Source organism: Pseudanabaena sp. CCNP1317, from assembly GCF_034931345.1.
In the GTDB taxonomy this organism is placed as follows: Bacteria; Cyanobacteriota; Cyanobacteriia; order Pseudanabaenales; family Pseudanabaenaceae; genus Pseudanabaena; species Pseudanabaena galeata.
Map to the genome: position 1 here is coordinate 107324 of NZ_JAYGIF010000001.1, position 14962 is coordinate 122285.

A 14962-nucleotide genomic window follows, 5' to 3' on the forward strand; every position below is an offset into this window, starting at 1 on the left:
GATCGTGAGCAGACTCCCAAGAAACATCGCCATGATTTTGTTCTCTAATATTCTCTAATATTTTCTCTTTTCAAAGGCATGGCTTTGCCACGCCTTTGAAAGCAAGGTTATTCCGCAGTCGTCATGTTCAAAGCCCGACTCACTTGATTAAAATCAAAGCCGATCGCCTTCAGTGCATGATACAAATGTCCTTGCAAGAAGAAGAAGGCAAGAATGAAATGGGCATTAGCCAACCAACAACGGGGAGTATGCGCTCCCAAAGGTAAGGATACTGTGTCAGCATAGAAAGGCATCACACTCAGTTTCACTTGCAAAACTTCGCCATAGAACTCCACAGGATAAGCAAGTGTATTCACCGCACAGAAGTAAGAGGCAACAAAACCAGCCAATGCAATTCCTCCTAAGGAATAGGACAGAATAGCTTCACTAGAAAAAATCAAGACTCTCTTTGCCCAAGCCATTGGCGGCATGACAATATGCCAAATTCCACCACCAATCAGCATCAGCCCCACATAGATATGACCACCAACCAGATCCTCAAGGCTATTGACATCGGCGAAATGAGTCTGATAACCATAGATCACTAATGGATCGAGGGTTGGTACAGTTACAACTCGGACAGCATGAATAGTCGAGTCATAAAGCCCACCCCAGTACATTGCTTTGGCAGCCAGCAATAATGCACCAGCGCCCAAGAACAACAAATGATGTCCCAAGATGATCCCCAATTTGCGCGAGTCACTCCATTCAAAATGGAAATTCTTAGCAAAACCCTTTAATTCCTTAAGACTAGCTGGGGTTTTGGTGAGGTGAAATAAGGCTCCAGCCGCTAAAACTGCGGAAGAGATCAGGTGCAGGGAGCCAATCACAAAATAGGAATAACTATCAATAATAGTACCTCCCTCTCCAACACCAAGACCCAAGGAAGCAAGATGGGGTAGTAAAATCAAACCTTGGCTACCCATCGGCAAATCGGCTCGATACCAAGAGATTTCATACAAAGTAAACGCGCCAGCCCAAAAGGTAATCAAAGCGGCTTGAGCGACATGGGCTACGATAAATAGACCAGAAAGATCGGCAAAACGGGCATTTCCTGCCCACCAATCAGATTTTACGTTAGGATTTTCAGAGATTTGCATAGCTACCTAGATCAACAGTAAGTTTTCAAAAGTCAAAATTTGAGATTCAACTAATAAGAATTACTTGCAATAATTTTTCTTAGTCAATCTTACTAGACAACTCTTTATTGACAATTACTTTCATTAAAATTCTTAACAAAACTTAATCAATAGCTGTTTTGGTGGCGCGGCGTAGCCGCGCCACCAAAACGTTGGTTCTTCATTAGATCGCAGATCCCTTATCAAATTTGAGTATGATTAAGTTCTTATCTCTTTTGCTAACTATCTATGCAACTTGCCTCAGAACAACGTACAAAACTTGATAACTCTGATGATGCGCTGTTCTATGACTATCCGCGCTTTGTCACCCATGTAGACGATCGCTTTATTCAGCAATTGACAGAGCTTTATCGTCAGCGATTGCAGCCCCATACAAGAATTCTTGATTTGATGAGTAGTTGGGTGTCGCATCTGCCCGAAGAGATAGAATTTGCTCATATTGAGGGACATGGACTTAATGCTGAGGAATTGGCTCGAAATCCGCGCTTAAATCATTATTTTGTCCAAAATCTCAATCAGCAACAGGTATTACCCTTTGCCGATCAATCCTTTGATGCTGTATTAAACACAGTCTCAGTGCAGTATTTGCAATATCCAGAAGCCGTATTTGCGGAAATTCATCGCATTCTCAAAGTTGGCGGCATCGCAATTATTAGCTTCTCAAATCGGATGTTTTATCAAAAAGCGATTCAAGCATGGCGGGATGCTGAAGAAAGCGATCGCACTAAGTTAGTATTCAAGTATTTTGCTTCTGTGCCGAAAGGGTTTTCCCGTCCTGAACTAGTGGCAAATGTGCCGCCCAGTTCTCCTCTTCTAGCAATGTTTGGTATGGCTAGCAGCGATCCGTTTTATGCTGTAGTAGCAACTCGTTGCGAACTTGAAAACTAAACCACCAGATTTTTTAAAAAGTGGAGCAAAGCTTCACTTTTTAAAAAATCTGGGGTTTTAATTTAGCGCAAAGCGCTATAGCAATATGAATTTGGCAAAATAGAATGACTGATGTTTTAATAATTGGCGGCGGGATTATTGGTTTAGCGACAGCGATCGCCCTTTCTCAAAAAGGCGCAAACGTGACTGTGGTTGAGCGTGATATTTGTGGACGTGGCGCGACATGGGCGGCGGCGGGAATGCTCGCACCTGAAGCAGAACGACTAGAGGGAGATCTCCTAGAATTTGGGATTCGCAGTCGGGAAATGTATCCGCAATGGATAGCGAACTTGATGCGATTATCAGGGCAAGACTGCGGCTACTGGTGTTGTGGGATGATCGCTCCAGTTTTAGAAGAAAGCGATCGCCAAGTTATTTCTCAACATCCCAAATATATTAACCGTGAAGAATCTCGTAAGCGTCAATCTGGCTTGGGAGAAGCGATTTTAGGCTCTCTCTGGTTACCTGAAGATGGACAAGTTAATAATCGCAAACTTACGCAAGCTTTATTAACGACTGCGCGATCGCTCTCAATTAAAATCCTAGAAGGCACGACAGTTTATCAAATAGTGCGTGATCAAAAGCGAGTCACACATCTTGATACTAGTGCTGGTAAATTGCAAAGCGATCGCTATGTGTTGGCAACAGGGGCTTGGACGCGATCGCTGCTGCCTTTGCCGATTAAGCCGATCAAAGGACAAATGCTTTCAGTATTTGATGGTGATCGTAAATTACAACGGGTGATTTATGCGCCAAGTTGCTATATTGTGCCGCGCCAAGATGGAACTATTGTGATCGGTGCAACGGTTGAGGATAATGGCTTCTCGCAGGGTAATACCGCCGCAGGAATTGCCCAATTATTAAACAGAGCCATTGCTGTATATCCTGCGATCGCTGATATGCAAATCACTGAAACATGGTGGGGATTCCGTCCCCATGCTCCTAATGAAGTTCCACTACTAGGGGCTAGTGATTATGAGAATCTAGTTTTGGCGACAGGGCATTATCGTAATGGGATTCTCTTCGCACCAATTACAGCTAAACTAATCACCGATTTTATGGTTGATGGCATAACCGATTCTATCTATTTGCAGTAACTTAAAAGCCATGCGAAACATGGCTTTTAAGTTACTAGAATGTAATGCGCTTGTATAAATCTCGCAAACTAATTTCAAAATTTACCGATTCCAGTTCCAGAATTGCATCTTCACCCACATAGTCGGATAAAATCCATTTACCATCAGCCTGTTTTGCATATTGTTCTATTCCATAGTCAGTTTGATCGACAAGGATATATTCTTGAAAGCTAGGAATAGAGCGATAAAGCTTAAATTTATTTTTGCGATCGTATTCTCCTGTGGAGTTAGAGAGAATTTCGACAATTAAACAGGGATTAGTAATTCCAGTTTTTTTCTCATCCGTAAAAATTGGCTGTCCTTTTACTACCAAAACATCAGGGTAAGTATAGCGTTTATGATCTGGCATCCATAGACGCATATCACTCATAAATATCTCATATTCCTGCTCTTGAATCGACAAGGGAAAAAGACGACAGAAATTAAGAGAGATTTTATTATGATTTGCGCTTGCTCCTGCCATAGGTATGATCTCTCCGTTGACAAATTCATTTTTAAACTCGGCTTTTTCTTCTAGTTCGAGATATTCATCTACGGTGTAGCGCTTAGTTGTTGCAAGTACCATGAGTTTTTAGCCTCCCAACTTTGATTCAATTATATACGAAGGTCGGAGCGAGGCTCTGCCCTTCGTAGTTTTAGAAATTACGATCGCAAGTTGCGATCACTTTATTCCAGATCGCAAAATGGAGTTCTTTATTACGCTTGCGATCGCTTCTAATTTCTAAAACTTGCGTTCCCTTAGCACTCAAAGAACTAGTAAGGCGATCGCGAAAATCTTGCCAATCTTGAATGAGCATATGTTCGCAACTATATGCCGAGATAATCGGTGCAAAGTCTAGTCCATGACTTGTTCCGAAGAATTCTTCAAAGGTATCTTCAAATTTGGAAATGGGTAGTAAATCAAAAATACCACCTCCATCATTATTGAGCAGAATTACCGTGAGTGAAATATTATATTTTTTCGCCGCTAATAATCCATTGAGGTCATGATAGAACGCTAAATCTCCACAGATGAGAACCATCGAATGATCGCATCCCCATGCTGCACCCAGCGCACTTGATAGCGTTCCATCAATACCATTTGCACCACGATTGGCTAAAACTGTAATCGGGCGATCGCTATGGAAAAATGTATCAAGATCGCGAATCGGCGTACTACTGGCTACATAGATATAGGTATCCGCAGGTAGAATCTCGGCGAGTTCTGCATAAACTTTGCCATCAAACAATTCATCAATTTCTGCAAGAGATTCGGCGATCGCATGTTCGGCGATACTCTCTGCTAGTTCAAAATCTAAGCGCCATTGTTTATCTTGCCAAATGGGTTGAGCATAATTTTCTAAGTAATTGGCTAATTGCAAGCAAAAGTTAACGGGCTGAACATTTAGCGCTTGAGTAATTCCGTGGGTCGGATCGCTATTGGTACTGCCAACGACGATTTGCTGACAGCCAATATGCTGCTGTAGCCATAGCATGTAGCTTTTAGAAGTTGGCATTGCTCCAAAACGAATCACGATTTCAGGAGCATGAGCCTTAGAGAAATTCGGCGATCGCAAAAAACTATCATAATGTCCAATTTCATCCCGACGATGCGCTCCCGTGGCTTCGATCAGCAATGGATAACCCGTTGCTTTGGCGAGTTTTCGGACAGCATCTAAAAAATCTGGGGGTGCGTCATATACACCCACAACTAGCACACCCTTAGGATGACTAATAATCTGATTTGCCATAGCCGCGATCGCATCTGTACCGAGCGATCTCATTCCCGTAATGACTTGACTATAGGCGGCTCCCGATGGGTTACCAAACATGGCTTCTGGACTGCTGAGTGCTAAATCTTCTGGCACATCATTAGCCACAGTCAAAGGTGGCATCGGATCAGCAAAGGGGAAGTTGAGGTGAACTGCACCTGCGGGGCTGTCTCCTTTGCCCATGGATATGCTGACAGAACGGCTAATTAGCGATCGCAAATAACGCAGTCGAAAACCAAGAATCTCTGGTGTTCCTACTTCAAAAAAGTAGCGAACATTCTTTCCATAAATATTAATCTGATCGATAGTCTGTCCTGAGCCACAATCACGCATTTCTGGCGGGCGATCAGCAGTCAAGACCACAAGGGGAATCTGACTATAATAAGCCTCTATAATCGCAGGATAGTAATTAGCTGCGGCAGTTCCCGATGTGCATAGTAGCGCCACAGGAGTCATTTTTACCTTCGCTAAACCTAGGGCAAAAAAGCTGCTCGATCGCTCATCAATATGCACTAAAATCTGAAAATCAGGACAGCGATCGCGCAATTCTGCAAAAGCGATGACAAGCGGCGTAGACCTTGATCCAGGAGACACACAAACTGTGCGTACACCTGAGCGATAGAGTTCTTCAGCAACGATACTTGCCCAGAGCGTATTCCGATTGGCAGTATTCATCTGATTACAGTTCCATTCTCACTAAAGTGAATGCTGTAACCCAGTTCGGCTAACATTTGCCGCAAGATCGGTAAGCTCAATCCCAAAACGTTGGTATGACATCCTTCGATTTTATCAATTAGCAATCCCCCCAATTTCTCCAAAGTGAAGCATCCTGCACAGCATAGTGGCTCGCCCGAATCCACATAGCTATCAATTTCCGCATCAGTTACTTCTGAGAAATGGACTTTAGTTACTCCGTATCGCAGAACCGATCGCTCATTGTTAGCATCAATCAAACAATGTCCTGTATAGAGTTCGCAATAATTGCCGCGCATCTTTTGCCATGTGGCGATCGCCGTTTGTTTGGAGTCAGGCTTGCCGTAAATCATGCCATTGAGATACATGATTGAGTCACAGCCAATAACTAATGCATTCTGTCCTGTAAATTCTGCGGCGATCGCTTTGGCTTTGCATTGCGCCAAGGTCATTACTAATGATGTGGGATCGCTCACCTGAATCGCCTCTTCGTCAAAGTGACTCACTCTGATTACTGGCTTGATACCAGCATTTTCTAAAATGCTCTTGCGTGTGGGCGAAGCGGAAGCAAGGACAAAAATAGGATTGGACATAGGATCTAACAAAGTAAAAAAGAGAGAATATTCAGAATCTGCGCTAACTTTCCTCTTATTTACCCTACCCTATTTTCGTTAGTGACTCATGTTACTTGTAAATCAGATGATGAATCTCTTGCTGCTAGCGAAGCAGGGCAACCACGGGGGGATTGCCCCTACCCCGATAATTCAGATTTTGTAGGGCTGCGCCCCCGTGCCAGCCCTAGACTTAGTATGATTGCAAGAATTCCATCCGCTTAAAATCAGTTAGTGATTGCCAGCATTGTCTTCTGACGATGGCTATCAACTTTTGTGGATTGATACTAAAATATACTTAGATTAAAGTTTCTTAATATTTGGGCAATCGTATCGTGCTAATCCAATCAGACTGGCTCAAAAGACTAGGAGGGCGCTCGTTTGACCTAGAGTTGGGGGCGATCGCAATAATTTATTTTGTGCAAGGAGCAATGGCAATTTCGCAACTTGCCGTCAGCTTCTTCCTTAAGGATGACTTGGGACTTAGCCCTACGGAAGTTGCCTCAATGGTTGGCATTACGATGTTACCTTGGACGGTTAAACCCTTATATGGCTTAATCTCTGACGGATTTCCTGTTTTTGGCTATCGTCGCCGCCCTTACCTATTGCTATCAAGCGTTTTAGGAATTTTTGCATGGGTAAGCATGAGTTCATGGGTCACGACTCCCTTTTGGGCGATCGCTATGATTGCGACTGGTTCCTTATCCCTTGCTTTCTCTGATGCGATTACCGATGCTCTGATTGTCCAACGCGCCCGACTAGAACCAGAAGGCGATGCAGGATCATTACAGTCCTTTAGTTGGATTGCTTCGTCGATCGGGGCAATCATCTCCGCTTATTTGAGTGGCTATCTATTAGAACATTTTGGCGCGAAATTCGTTTTTGAAATTACAGCGATTTTGCCGCTTTTGGTGGGCATTTCAGCCTTTGCGATCGCCGATCCTCCCATGTCTACAATTTTTATTGTGACTCCCGATCCTGCTCATAATTCCGCCGATGGTACACCATCATCACCGACAGAAGCATTCACAAAGCCAGAAAAGCCAGAACAGTTATCGCGAAATTCACAGATCTGGATGTCGCTCAAGTTTAACTTTATCCAATTACGTCAAGCCTTTACCAATAAGGCGATTTGGCTACCAGCCGCTTTCTTGTTCTGTTGGCAAGCTTCACCAAGTGCAGATACTGCTTTCTTCTATTTCACAACCAATGAACTGAACTTTAATCCTGAGTTTCTTGGGACAATTCGATTCTTTGGAAGTTGGGCGGGATTATTAGGTGTATGGCTATTTCAGCGCTTTTTTAGAGGTGTACCAACCCGCAAGATATTCTTCTGGACAACGATTGTCTCGACTTTATTGGGACTTACAAGTTTATTGCTAGTCACCCATGCCAACCGTTCACTTGGTATTGACGATCGCTGGTTTAGTCTTGGTGACAACTTAATTTTGACTGTGGCGGGGCGAATTGCTTTTATGCCTGTGCTGGTGTTAGCAGCGCGGCTATGTCCTGAAGGCATCGAGGCGACTTTATTTGCTTTGTTAATGTCGGTGTTGAATATTTCAGCGCTATGTTCTTTTCAACTAGGAGCAGGTTTGACCTATCTATTAGGCGTTACTGAATCTAATTTTGACAATTTATGGTTATTGGTTTTAATTGCCAATCTCACCAGTCTTTTGCCATTACCTCTTTTAAAGTGGTTGCCCGAAGAGAAAAATATTAAGCAAGAAACTTCTCCTCAAATTCCTATTGTCACTACTGAAGAGGCACTCAATTTATAGCAACGCTCAACCCCAAAGATAATGACGGTAATTCGCCCCACCATTACCTTTGGGGTTTATATCCTCAGCAGAGATTGGGGCTTGGAAACCAAGCCCCTACCTATAAAAATGTAGGGATTTGGTCTCCAAATCCTCCTCCTTACAAAAGAACTAAGAGCGGCAGAAAGTGACGCTCTTAGTTCTTTTGTAAAGATAGTTCTTGATCAATGGTTTGACAGCAATCTTCGACGCTTGCGCCATTAAGCATTTTCTCGGCAAGCTTAATTAATACTGAACGCCGATCGCTTAATAAATTACGAGCATTTAATAACGCCCAACGCTCTTGGGTCATCGGATTGGGTAAATGGGAAATAGCTTGCCTTAGGCGTTGCATATCATCAATACCACCTTCAGTTTCGCCTTCGCACATCAGTTGTTCAGCCGCAATACCTGCCATATAGAGAGTACTGTAGCGATCAAGTAAATTAGCTGATAAATTGGTTGCTAAATTGCCAGAACTATTCACATCAGCAGTCTCGATTTCTACACCACCTTCGATACCCGTAAAGTTCTCATCAGCTAAGATCTCACCTAACGATCGGCCAACGATACCCGCGATCGCATATTTGACAACTTTAAATCCCAATACATGCGCCACTAGAAAATGCCCTGCTTCGTGATAGGAAACGCGCTCGCGGTATTTAGGCGATCGCGCCCTCAGCCACGCTTGAGCATAGGCTCCAAATTTCCCTTGCCAAAAGCCAACATCAAGTCCCCATATGCTAAGTAGTGTAATGGCGATCGCACTAGGAACAATTGGAGACAATCCCGCCATCGTCCCTACCAAAGACATCATCGTAATTGTAAATATGGCGATCGCCAGTAAATCTGTAGCATTAACATTCATGGCAAAGTTCAAAAATAAACCCAAGTTTGGGATGTGCTGCACTATGAAGTTGGTGAGGGAGACAAAGCCTCCCTCTGAAGAAAGTTATGACTTAAGTTTTTATGGTGGCTGCAAAACCTCCCTCCACAAGAAAATTATGGCTTAAGGTTTTGTGGGGCGGCTTTGCCTCTCTCCACAAGAAAGTTATAACTTAAGGTTTTGTGGGGCGGCTTTGCCTCTCTCCACAAGAAAATTATGGCTTAAGTTTATGTGGGGCGGCTTTGCCGCCCCACATAAACATTATGGCTTTTTAATAAAGGAACTACTGCGATTAGACTTCTTGTAGAAAGTCGCGAGGCTATCATCATCACCCACAAATCGCCAATGCCAAGGCTCATACATTACCCCTTGAGGATTATTAGGCGGGAAAGACATCTCAAATCCATATCTAGCAGCATTACTCTGTAACCACTGAAAAGCAGCAGTTTTCTCGAAATTAGTAGATAGATTGGCACTTGGAACAGCTGCATCACCGATATCTAGCGCGTAGCCTGTGTGATGTTCACTATGACCTGGAGGAGCGCTAACCTTAGCGCGTTGGGCTGGGGTTTGATTGCGTTGTTTGCTGATGTCAAAAAAGAGTTCTTGCTGCTCAGGGATCGTCCGAAAGCCTGAAATTACAACAAAATCAACCCCATCAGCCTTGGCATCAGCCTCCATTTGGAGATAACTTTTTGCTGCTGCTTCATGCAGTCGAATTTCATAACCGTCACTAGCCCTACTAATAGTGCGTAATTTATGCGCTGGAACTTCATTAAAAGCGTAATGACCAAATAAGTCTGGAGGACTGTCGTTTGCTTTAGCTAGTACTTCTGGATTTTTGCTATTAACATTGTTAGCCGTAGGAGTTGTGTTTATCAATGGTGCAACCGTGGGACTCACAGACGGTTGCACAGGCAAAGAAGAAACTGGTTGCGAACTTTCAACAGGTGTAATAATTTCTTGGGGCTGATCTGTAGCATTTGCGTTCAGGGCAAACCAGATGCGGGTGCTGACAATAGGTGATAAAAAAGCTAGGAATGCCAAACCATATGCCCACCAAGGAACTGACTGTAGCGATCGCGAAATTGAGTTAACTTTTTCAGGTTGCTTTTGGGGCGATCGATTAGGATCGCTGACTCTTTGAGCAACGGGGATATCGTTTTGGGTAGGCATAGGTATACAAACGTTTGAAGTTTTAACCAAGGTCAAATATATACTCTCTTTTCCAAAATACCAAAGATATAGCAAATCAAGTTTTGCTTAGGACATAAAACCAGAAGACGAGTGGCGGCGCTTCGCGCCGCCACTCGCCTCTGGTTTTTTGGTTTGTACTAGTTAATTTTTGTTTCGCTGTATGTCTATGCTCGCAGCTATCCGAACCAATAAATTTTCTAAAACTGTTGCCTTGCAACAGTTTTAGAAAATTTATTGGTTCAGGTTTGATTGGACTATTTCGAGAAAATTGCCATCAGGATCGCTTAAAAACAAAATTCTTTGTCCCCAAGGCATAACTTCTGGTGGCGAGATGATATCAAATAGCTTACTTTCTTGAATGCTAAGTTGCCGATCGCATATTTGCTGATAAACCTGATCGAGATCATCAACGGTCATCGATAGCAAAAATGGATTACCACTAATTATCTGCTTGCCGCGATCGCCAAATAACTTTGGCAACCAACTGCAATCATAAAGGCCGATTTTTAGTCTGCCACTATATCCCTCCACGCCATCGGGTTTGGCTGGTTTATCAAAGCTAAAGCCTAAAACATCACGATAAAAAATCAGCGATCGCGCCACATCTGACACAAATAGGGCAATGTAGTCTATTTCCATAATAAGCAATTACCGAGTAACCGAACCACAATAGATTTTTTGAAAGTGTTGCAAAGCAACACTTTCAAAAAATCTATTGGTTTGAATTTGAGCGCACAGCGTTGTAAATAGCAGCGCAAAGCACCATAACTTCTTAAATAACTGGTGTTACATGGAAGGAATTTTTGCGATAGCGTAAGTCTAGGGCTGGCACGGGGGCACAGCCCCTACAAAATCCAAAATTTACAGGTAGGGGCAATCCCCCCGTGGTTGCCCTGTTATGCTAGCAGCAAGAGGTTCATCATCTGAGTTCTAAGTAACATCAGTAAATAATTAAGTGACGGCGCGAAGCGCCCTGCCACTTAATTATTTATTTTAAGAATGCGACTAATGACTCTGCTTTTGACCATGCTGCACCACTTTTGAGAATTTCAGAAGCAAGACTGACACCTTCTGCCCAAGTACTCGCCGCACCGCCAATTCTTAAAGCTAAGCCACTATTGAGGGCAACACAATCAGTTTGAGCTTGGCTTCCTTTACCTTGCAAAACTGCCCGTAAAATATCAGCATTTTCCTGAACATTACCACCCTTCAGACTTTCGATTGGAGCAGGAGTTAATCCTAACTCTTGGGGAGCGATCGCTTCTTCCGTCACCACCCCATCACACAAAAATGAGATATCTGTCAGATCTCCTAAACCAGCCTCATCCATCCCTTCTCGACTATGGAGAACCACGGCTTGTTGGCGATCGAGTAAACGCAAAGCTTCAGCGACGGTATGGGTTAGTTGCTTATTATAGACTCCTAAAACTTGAGCCGTAGGATGAAGCGGATTGACCAATGGACCAATCAAGTTAAATACGGTGCGAACTCCTAAACTTTTGCGAATTGCACCAACCGCTTTCATCGCAGGATGCCAACTTGGAGCAAATAGGAAGGTAATCCCCACCGCAGGTAAAGCTTCATAAATTTTTTCTGTGGATGTACCAAGGTGAATCCCGATCGCTTCCAAAACATCCGCCGAGCCAGAGCGACTTGACACTGCCCGATTACCATGTTTAGCAACGGGAATTCCTGCGGCGGCAACCACAAAAGCCACAGAAGTGGAAATATTAAACGTCGATGCGCCATCGCCACCTGTACCACAAGTATCAATTAAAGGTTTAGTGCGATCGACAATGTGGCCAAATTGATCTTTAAACTTTTGCCCTTCACTCTGAGATTGCAGCACATTCGACATGGCAGCTAATTCAGAAGCCTCAATCCCCTTAAATTGTAGAGCCGTCAAAATTGCCCCCGATAGCTCTGGGGCGATCGCTCCTTCTAGCCAACCCTGCATCAGCGCTGTAGCCTGTTCGCTCATCAGGGTTTGTCTATCCATAAGCTGCTTTAGCAGTTGTGACCAATTCTGTTCCATAATCTCTTCTATATGTAGCTATTGCTTAAAAGGATACAATGCTTTAGCGCTTTGCGCTGAGATAAGAGGCACAATATTTTTGTTAAAAGTGTTGCTTTGCAACACTTTTAACAAAAATATTGTGCCTCCCTTAATTTCAAATACATGAGTTTTTTATTGATTACACCGCCTTATTTTTTTTATCAAATAGAACCATAAAAGTTTGGACAATCAATTTGAGATCGTACCAAATACTCCAATTTTTACGATACTCAATATCATAGTTAACCACTTCCCCAAAGGTTCTCACATTAGATCGTCCATTTACCTGCCACACACCAGTAATCCCTGGTCTAACATCTAGACGATTCCATTCTGTATAGCGCTCATCGTGATACTCAACTTCTAATTCATAGGAGTTAATCTCATCAAAGGTGGGAGGACGAGTTCCTACTAAGCTCATATCTCCAACTAAGACATTCCAAAATTGTGGAAATTCATCTAGACTAGTCTTCCGTAAGAATTTACCAACTCTAGTTACACGTGGGTCATCGGCATTCTTAAAAAATTTGCCACTTATTGTCGTATCATCTCCACCGATAATAGGAACATTTGAACTTGCCTCAACCTGATTCTCCACCTTGATCTTAAGTTGCTCGGCATTCTTTACCATTGATCGAAACTTCCAAATTTTGAACGGCTTGCTCAATAGCCCACAACGAATTTGCCCAAACAAAACATTACCTTTACTCTCTAGCATAATCGCAAGAGCGATCGGAACAAATAGAACAGCAGTAAAACTTAGCCCAATTAAAGAACCAACTATATCAATGATTCTTTTAATGGGATTACGTACTGAAGGATGCACAGGCACGCTAGGATCAATGTCAATGAAAGGGAAAAGAAATTTGAGAATGGGATAGAAGATTCTGAGTATAGGAATCTTTTTGAGTAATAGCTGAGTCCGAAATAGCAATAAACCAAACATCGTAATATTGCTAACTTTGGTTCTTTGGATGGAATTAGAAAATCTAAACGTGTTGCTAGTTGGCTCGACTATAAATAAATTACTAATTGAAGATAATCCAATCAAAGCACTGACAGCATCACTAACGCTCCACAAAGCTAATTGAGTCTTGTTTGCTGTAGCCATTCGTAGGCAATTGGTTAAAGCGCCTAGCCCCGCACTATCCATAACGGTGGTGTGACTCATATCGATCACAACCTTTTTATAGGATTCATCAATATTGCAAATAGATTGAAAATCAAGCAAAAATTCTCTAGCGGTAGAAAACACGAGCCGTTCAGGACTAAATATAAATGCGACTTCATCAAAGGTGACTATTGAAGCTTGTTTATAATCCCGCTTTTGCTTAGTTTTATCACTAAGACTGTCACTAACTGGGATATAGACAGCTTCGGGATACAAATTTGCGATCGCCTTACTTCTCACCACAATGAGGTCAAGCACTCTTAATTTCATGAGTACCCACGCTGGTAAACCTATTTTTTGAAAGCGCGTTTTCGATTCGATAAAAACGACTTTACTCCCACACAAAAACTTAGCAATTAATAGATAAGGAAGAGAAAACCCTGAACCTGTAGAAATAACTAGATCTGGTTTATAGCGCGGTACGGCTCTAAAAGCTAGAACTAAATTACGAATAATATTTAGTAAGTTATCTTTTATAGGAACGTATCCCCAATAACGATCACTATCTTCGATCTCGCGCTCAGTGATACTGGTTCGTACTGATATCCACAGACGCTCGTTATAGTTTTCCCAAAAGCCTTGGAGGCTTTGCATATAGCGAAAGTATCCTCCCGCAGCACAAACAAGCATCAACTTTTTTTGAGATTTATATCGATCTTTTAAATATTCACATAATTGAGCCTCGGATACTTTAGAGCTTACCGAGGATGTCTGTCGTAATTTGATAAATTTGACTAGATCCCCAGGGGATCTAGCGATCGGAATGCCTCGACGTTCAAAGTCATCAGCAACTTCCATTTGATGATTATCAATAAATTCTCTGAACCTATGTAAACGAGGTACAAGAACATAAGGCGTGTCTTTATCTTCTAAAAGTTGGGCAATATCTTCATCACAGTGACTAATGATTAAGTTAGAGCTTTCTACAAAATTCAAAAATTCTTGCTCAGACAAATTTCGATAAGCTTTAGCCCCATCAGGTAAATGCGTTGAAGCCCCATATTGTACTAATACATCTTCGTTAATTAGTTGGTATTTAGACAACAATTCTATCCAATGCATTAGCGCGTTAAATTGATATTGTTCTGTCCCAACTGTGATTAAAAGCATGTCTCAAGCCTTACTACATCAAAACTAAACAACTTTCAGCATTTCTAGTATTCTATACCTAGAGAGTTATAGTAACGCTAAAGTTGACTAGCTGAGTCTATCAAACATTACAATAACAAATAAAATAATTATAAAAGCCTCAAGTTTATGACAAAAGCTATTTGGAATGGTGTTGTTCTTGCAGAAAGCGATCGCTGCGAAGTGGTTGAGGGTAATCAGTATTTCCCTGCGGATTCACTAAATATGGAATATTTTAAACCTAGTAATACTCATACAACTTGTGGTTGGAAGGGTGTTGCTAGCTATTACAGTATCGAAGTTAATGGCGAAACCAATAAGGATGCGGCTTGGTACTACCCTGAGCCAAAGGATGCTGCTAAGCAAATCAAAGGCTACATCGCTTTTTGGCGGGGTGTAAAAGTCCAGTCTTAGAAAACAAACGCGCTT

At 42.4% G+C, this 14962-nt stretch carries 13 protein-coding genes; 4 read left to right on the forward strand and 9 right to left on the reverse strand.

All coding sequences use genetic code 11. From position 1 onward, the window contains the following. Positions 1-107 precede the first annotated feature (107 nt). Positions 108-1139, reverse strand: coding sequence for a chlorophyll a/b binding light-harvesting protein (locus VB775_RS00420; RefSeq protein ID WP_281007497.1), 1032 nt, complete (start codon positions 1137-1139; stop codon positions 108-110). A 267-nt stretch (positions 1140-1406) separates the two neighbouring features. Between VB775_RS00420 and VB775_RS00425 the strand changes: the two genes are divergently transcribed. Together VB775_RS00425 and thiO are read left to right on the forward strand one after the other, a co-directional pair. Further along, the gene (locus tag VB775_RS00425; RefSeq protein WP_281007496.1) at positions 1407-2066 is read left to right on the forward strand and encodes a class I SAM-dependent methyltransferase; all 660 of its coding nucleotides are present in this window, start codon (positions 1407-1409) and stop codon (positions 2064-2066) included. 104 nt (positions 2067-2170) lie between these two features. Continuing rightward, positions 2171-3202: a glycine oxidase ThiO gene (thiO, locus tag VB775_RS00430; RefSeq protein WP_281007495.1), complete on the forward strand. Its 1032-nt coding sequence runs from the start codon at positions 2171-2173 to the stop codon at positions 3200-3202. Positions 3203-3236: 34 nt separating this feature from the next. On the opposite strand, the gene VB775_RS00435 is transcribed toward thiO, so the two are convergent. The 3 genes from VB775_RS00435 to VB775_RS00445 all read right to left on the reverse strand — a co-directional run bounded on the left by VB775_RS00435 (position 3237) and on the right by VB775_RS00445 (position 6278). Further along, positions 3237-3806, reverse strand: coding sequence for a Uma2 family endonuclease (locus tag VB775_RS00435; RefSeq protein WP_281007494.1), 570 nt, complete (start codon positions 3804-3806; stop codon positions 3237-3239). Between the two features lie 70 nt (positions 3807-3876). Further along, entirely contained in the window at positions 3877-5667 is a 1791-nt protein-coding gene (menD, locus tag VB775_RS00440) for a 2-succinyl-5-enolpyruvyl-6-hydroxy-3-cyclohexene-1-carboxylic-acid synthase (RefSeq protein ID WP_281007493.1), read from the reverse strand. Continuing rightward, positions 5664-6278, reverse strand: coding sequence for a nucleoside triphosphate pyrophosphatase (locus VB775_RS00445; RefSeq protein WP_281007492.1), 615 nt, complete (start codon positions 6276-6278; stop codon positions 5664-5666). The genes menD and VB775_RS00445 overlap by 4 nt, the downstream gene beginning before the upstream one ends. 353 nt (positions 6279-6631) lie before the next feature. On the opposite strand from VB775_RS00445, the gene VB775_RS00450 reads away from it, so the two are divergent. Next, complete coding sequence (locus tag VB775_RS00450) at positions 6632-8077, forward strand: folate/biopterin family MFS transporter (RefSeq protein WP_281007491.1); 1446 nt, start codon at positions 6632-6634, stop codon at positions 8075-8077. A gap of 175 nt (positions 8078-8252) precedes the next feature. On the opposite strand, the gene VB775_RS00455 is transcribed toward VB775_RS00450, so the two are convergent. From VB775_RS00455 to VB775_RS00475, 5 genes are all read right to left on the reverse strand, one after another. Next, a complete protein-coding gene (locus tag VB775_RS00455) occupies positions 8253-8963 on the reverse strand; it encodes a hypothetical protein (RefSeq protein WP_281007490.1) in 711 nt (236 codons plus the stop codon). 279 nt (positions 8964-9242) lie between these two features. Next, on the reverse strand, positions 9243-10157 hold the full coding sequence (locus VB775_RS00460; RefSeq protein ID WP_281007489.1) for a M15 family metallopeptidase: 915 nt from the start codon (positions 10155-10157) through the stop codon (positions 9243-9245). Positions 10158-10409: 252 nt separating this feature from the next. Continuing rightward, complete coding sequence (locus tag VB775_RS00465) at positions 10410-10817, reverse strand: VOC family protein (protein WP_281007488.1); 408 nt, start codon at positions 10815-10817, stop codon at positions 10410-10412. A 349-nt stretch (positions 10818-11166) separates the two neighbouring features. After that, on the reverse strand, positions 11167-12213 hold the full coding sequence (gene trpD, locus VB775_RS00470) for an anthranilate phosphoribosyltransferase (protein WP_281007487.1): 1047 nt from the start codon (positions 12211-12213) through the stop codon (positions 11167-11169). A 160-nt stretch (positions 12214-12373) separates the two neighbouring features. After that, positions 12374-14515: a sugar transferase gene (locus VB775_RS00475; RefSeq protein ID WP_281007486.1), complete on the reverse strand. Its 2142-nt coding sequence runs from the start codon at positions 14513-14515 to the stop codon at positions 12374-12376. 147 nt (positions 14516-14662) lie between these two features. On the opposite strand from VB775_RS00475, the gene VB775_RS00480 reads away from it, so the two are divergent. Next, on the forward strand, positions 14663-14947 hold the full coding sequence (locus VB775_RS00480) for a DUF427 domain-containing protein (protein ID WP_281007485.1): 285 nt from the start codon (positions 14663-14665) through the stop codon (positions 14945-14947). Positions 14948-14962 lie beyond the last annotated feature (15 nt).

Excerpts from the sequence above, each read along its gene's own strand:
- VB775_RS00420 (WP_281007497.1), bottom strand. The coding sequence starts at position 1,139 with ATGCAAATCTCTGAAAATCCTAACGTAAAATCTGATTGGTGGGCAGGA.
- VB775_RS00425 (WP_281007496.1), top strand. The coding sequence starts at position 1,407 with ATGCAACTTGCCTCAGAACAACGTACAAAACTTGATAACTCTGATGAT.
- thiO (WP_281007495.1), top strand. The coding sequence starts at position 2,171 with ATGACTGATGTTTTAATAATTGGCGGCGGGATTATTGGTTTAGCGACA.
- VB775_RS00435 (WP_281007494.1), bottom strand. The coding sequence starts at position 3,806 with ATGGTACTTGCAACAACTAAGCGCTACACCGTAGATGAATATCTCGAA.
- menD (WP_281007493.1), bottom strand. The coding sequence starts at position 5,667 with ATGAATACTGCCAATCGGAATACGCTCTGGGCAAGTATCGTTGCTGAA.
- VB775_RS00445 (WP_281007492.1), bottom strand. The coding sequence starts at position 6,278 with ATGTCCAATCCTATTTTTGTCCTTGCTTCCGCTTCGCCCACACGCAAG.
- VB775_RS00455 (WP_281007490.1), bottom strand. The coding sequence starts at position 8,963 with ATGAATGTTAATGCTACAGATTTACTGGCGATCGCCATATTTACAATT.
- VB775_RS00460 (WP_281007489.1), bottom strand. The coding sequence starts at position 10,157 with ATGCCTACCCAAAACGATATCCCCGTTGCTCAAAGAGTCAGCGATCCT.
- VB775_RS00465 (WP_281007488.1), bottom strand. The coding sequence starts at position 10,817 with ATGGAAATAGACTACATTGCCCTATTTGTGTCAGATGTGGCGCGATCG.
- trpD (WP_281007487.1), bottom strand. The coding sequence starts at position 12,213 with ATGGAACAGAATTGGTCACAACTGCTAAAGCAGCTTATGGATAGACAA.
- VB775_RS00475 (WP_281007486.1), bottom strand. The coding sequence starts at position 14,515 with ATGCTTTTAATCACAGTTGGGACAGAACAATATCAATTTAACGCGCTA.
- VB775_RS00480 (WP_281007485.1), top strand. The coding sequence starts at position 14,663 with ATGACAAAAGCTATTTGGAATGGTGTTGTTCTTGCAGAAAGCGATCGC.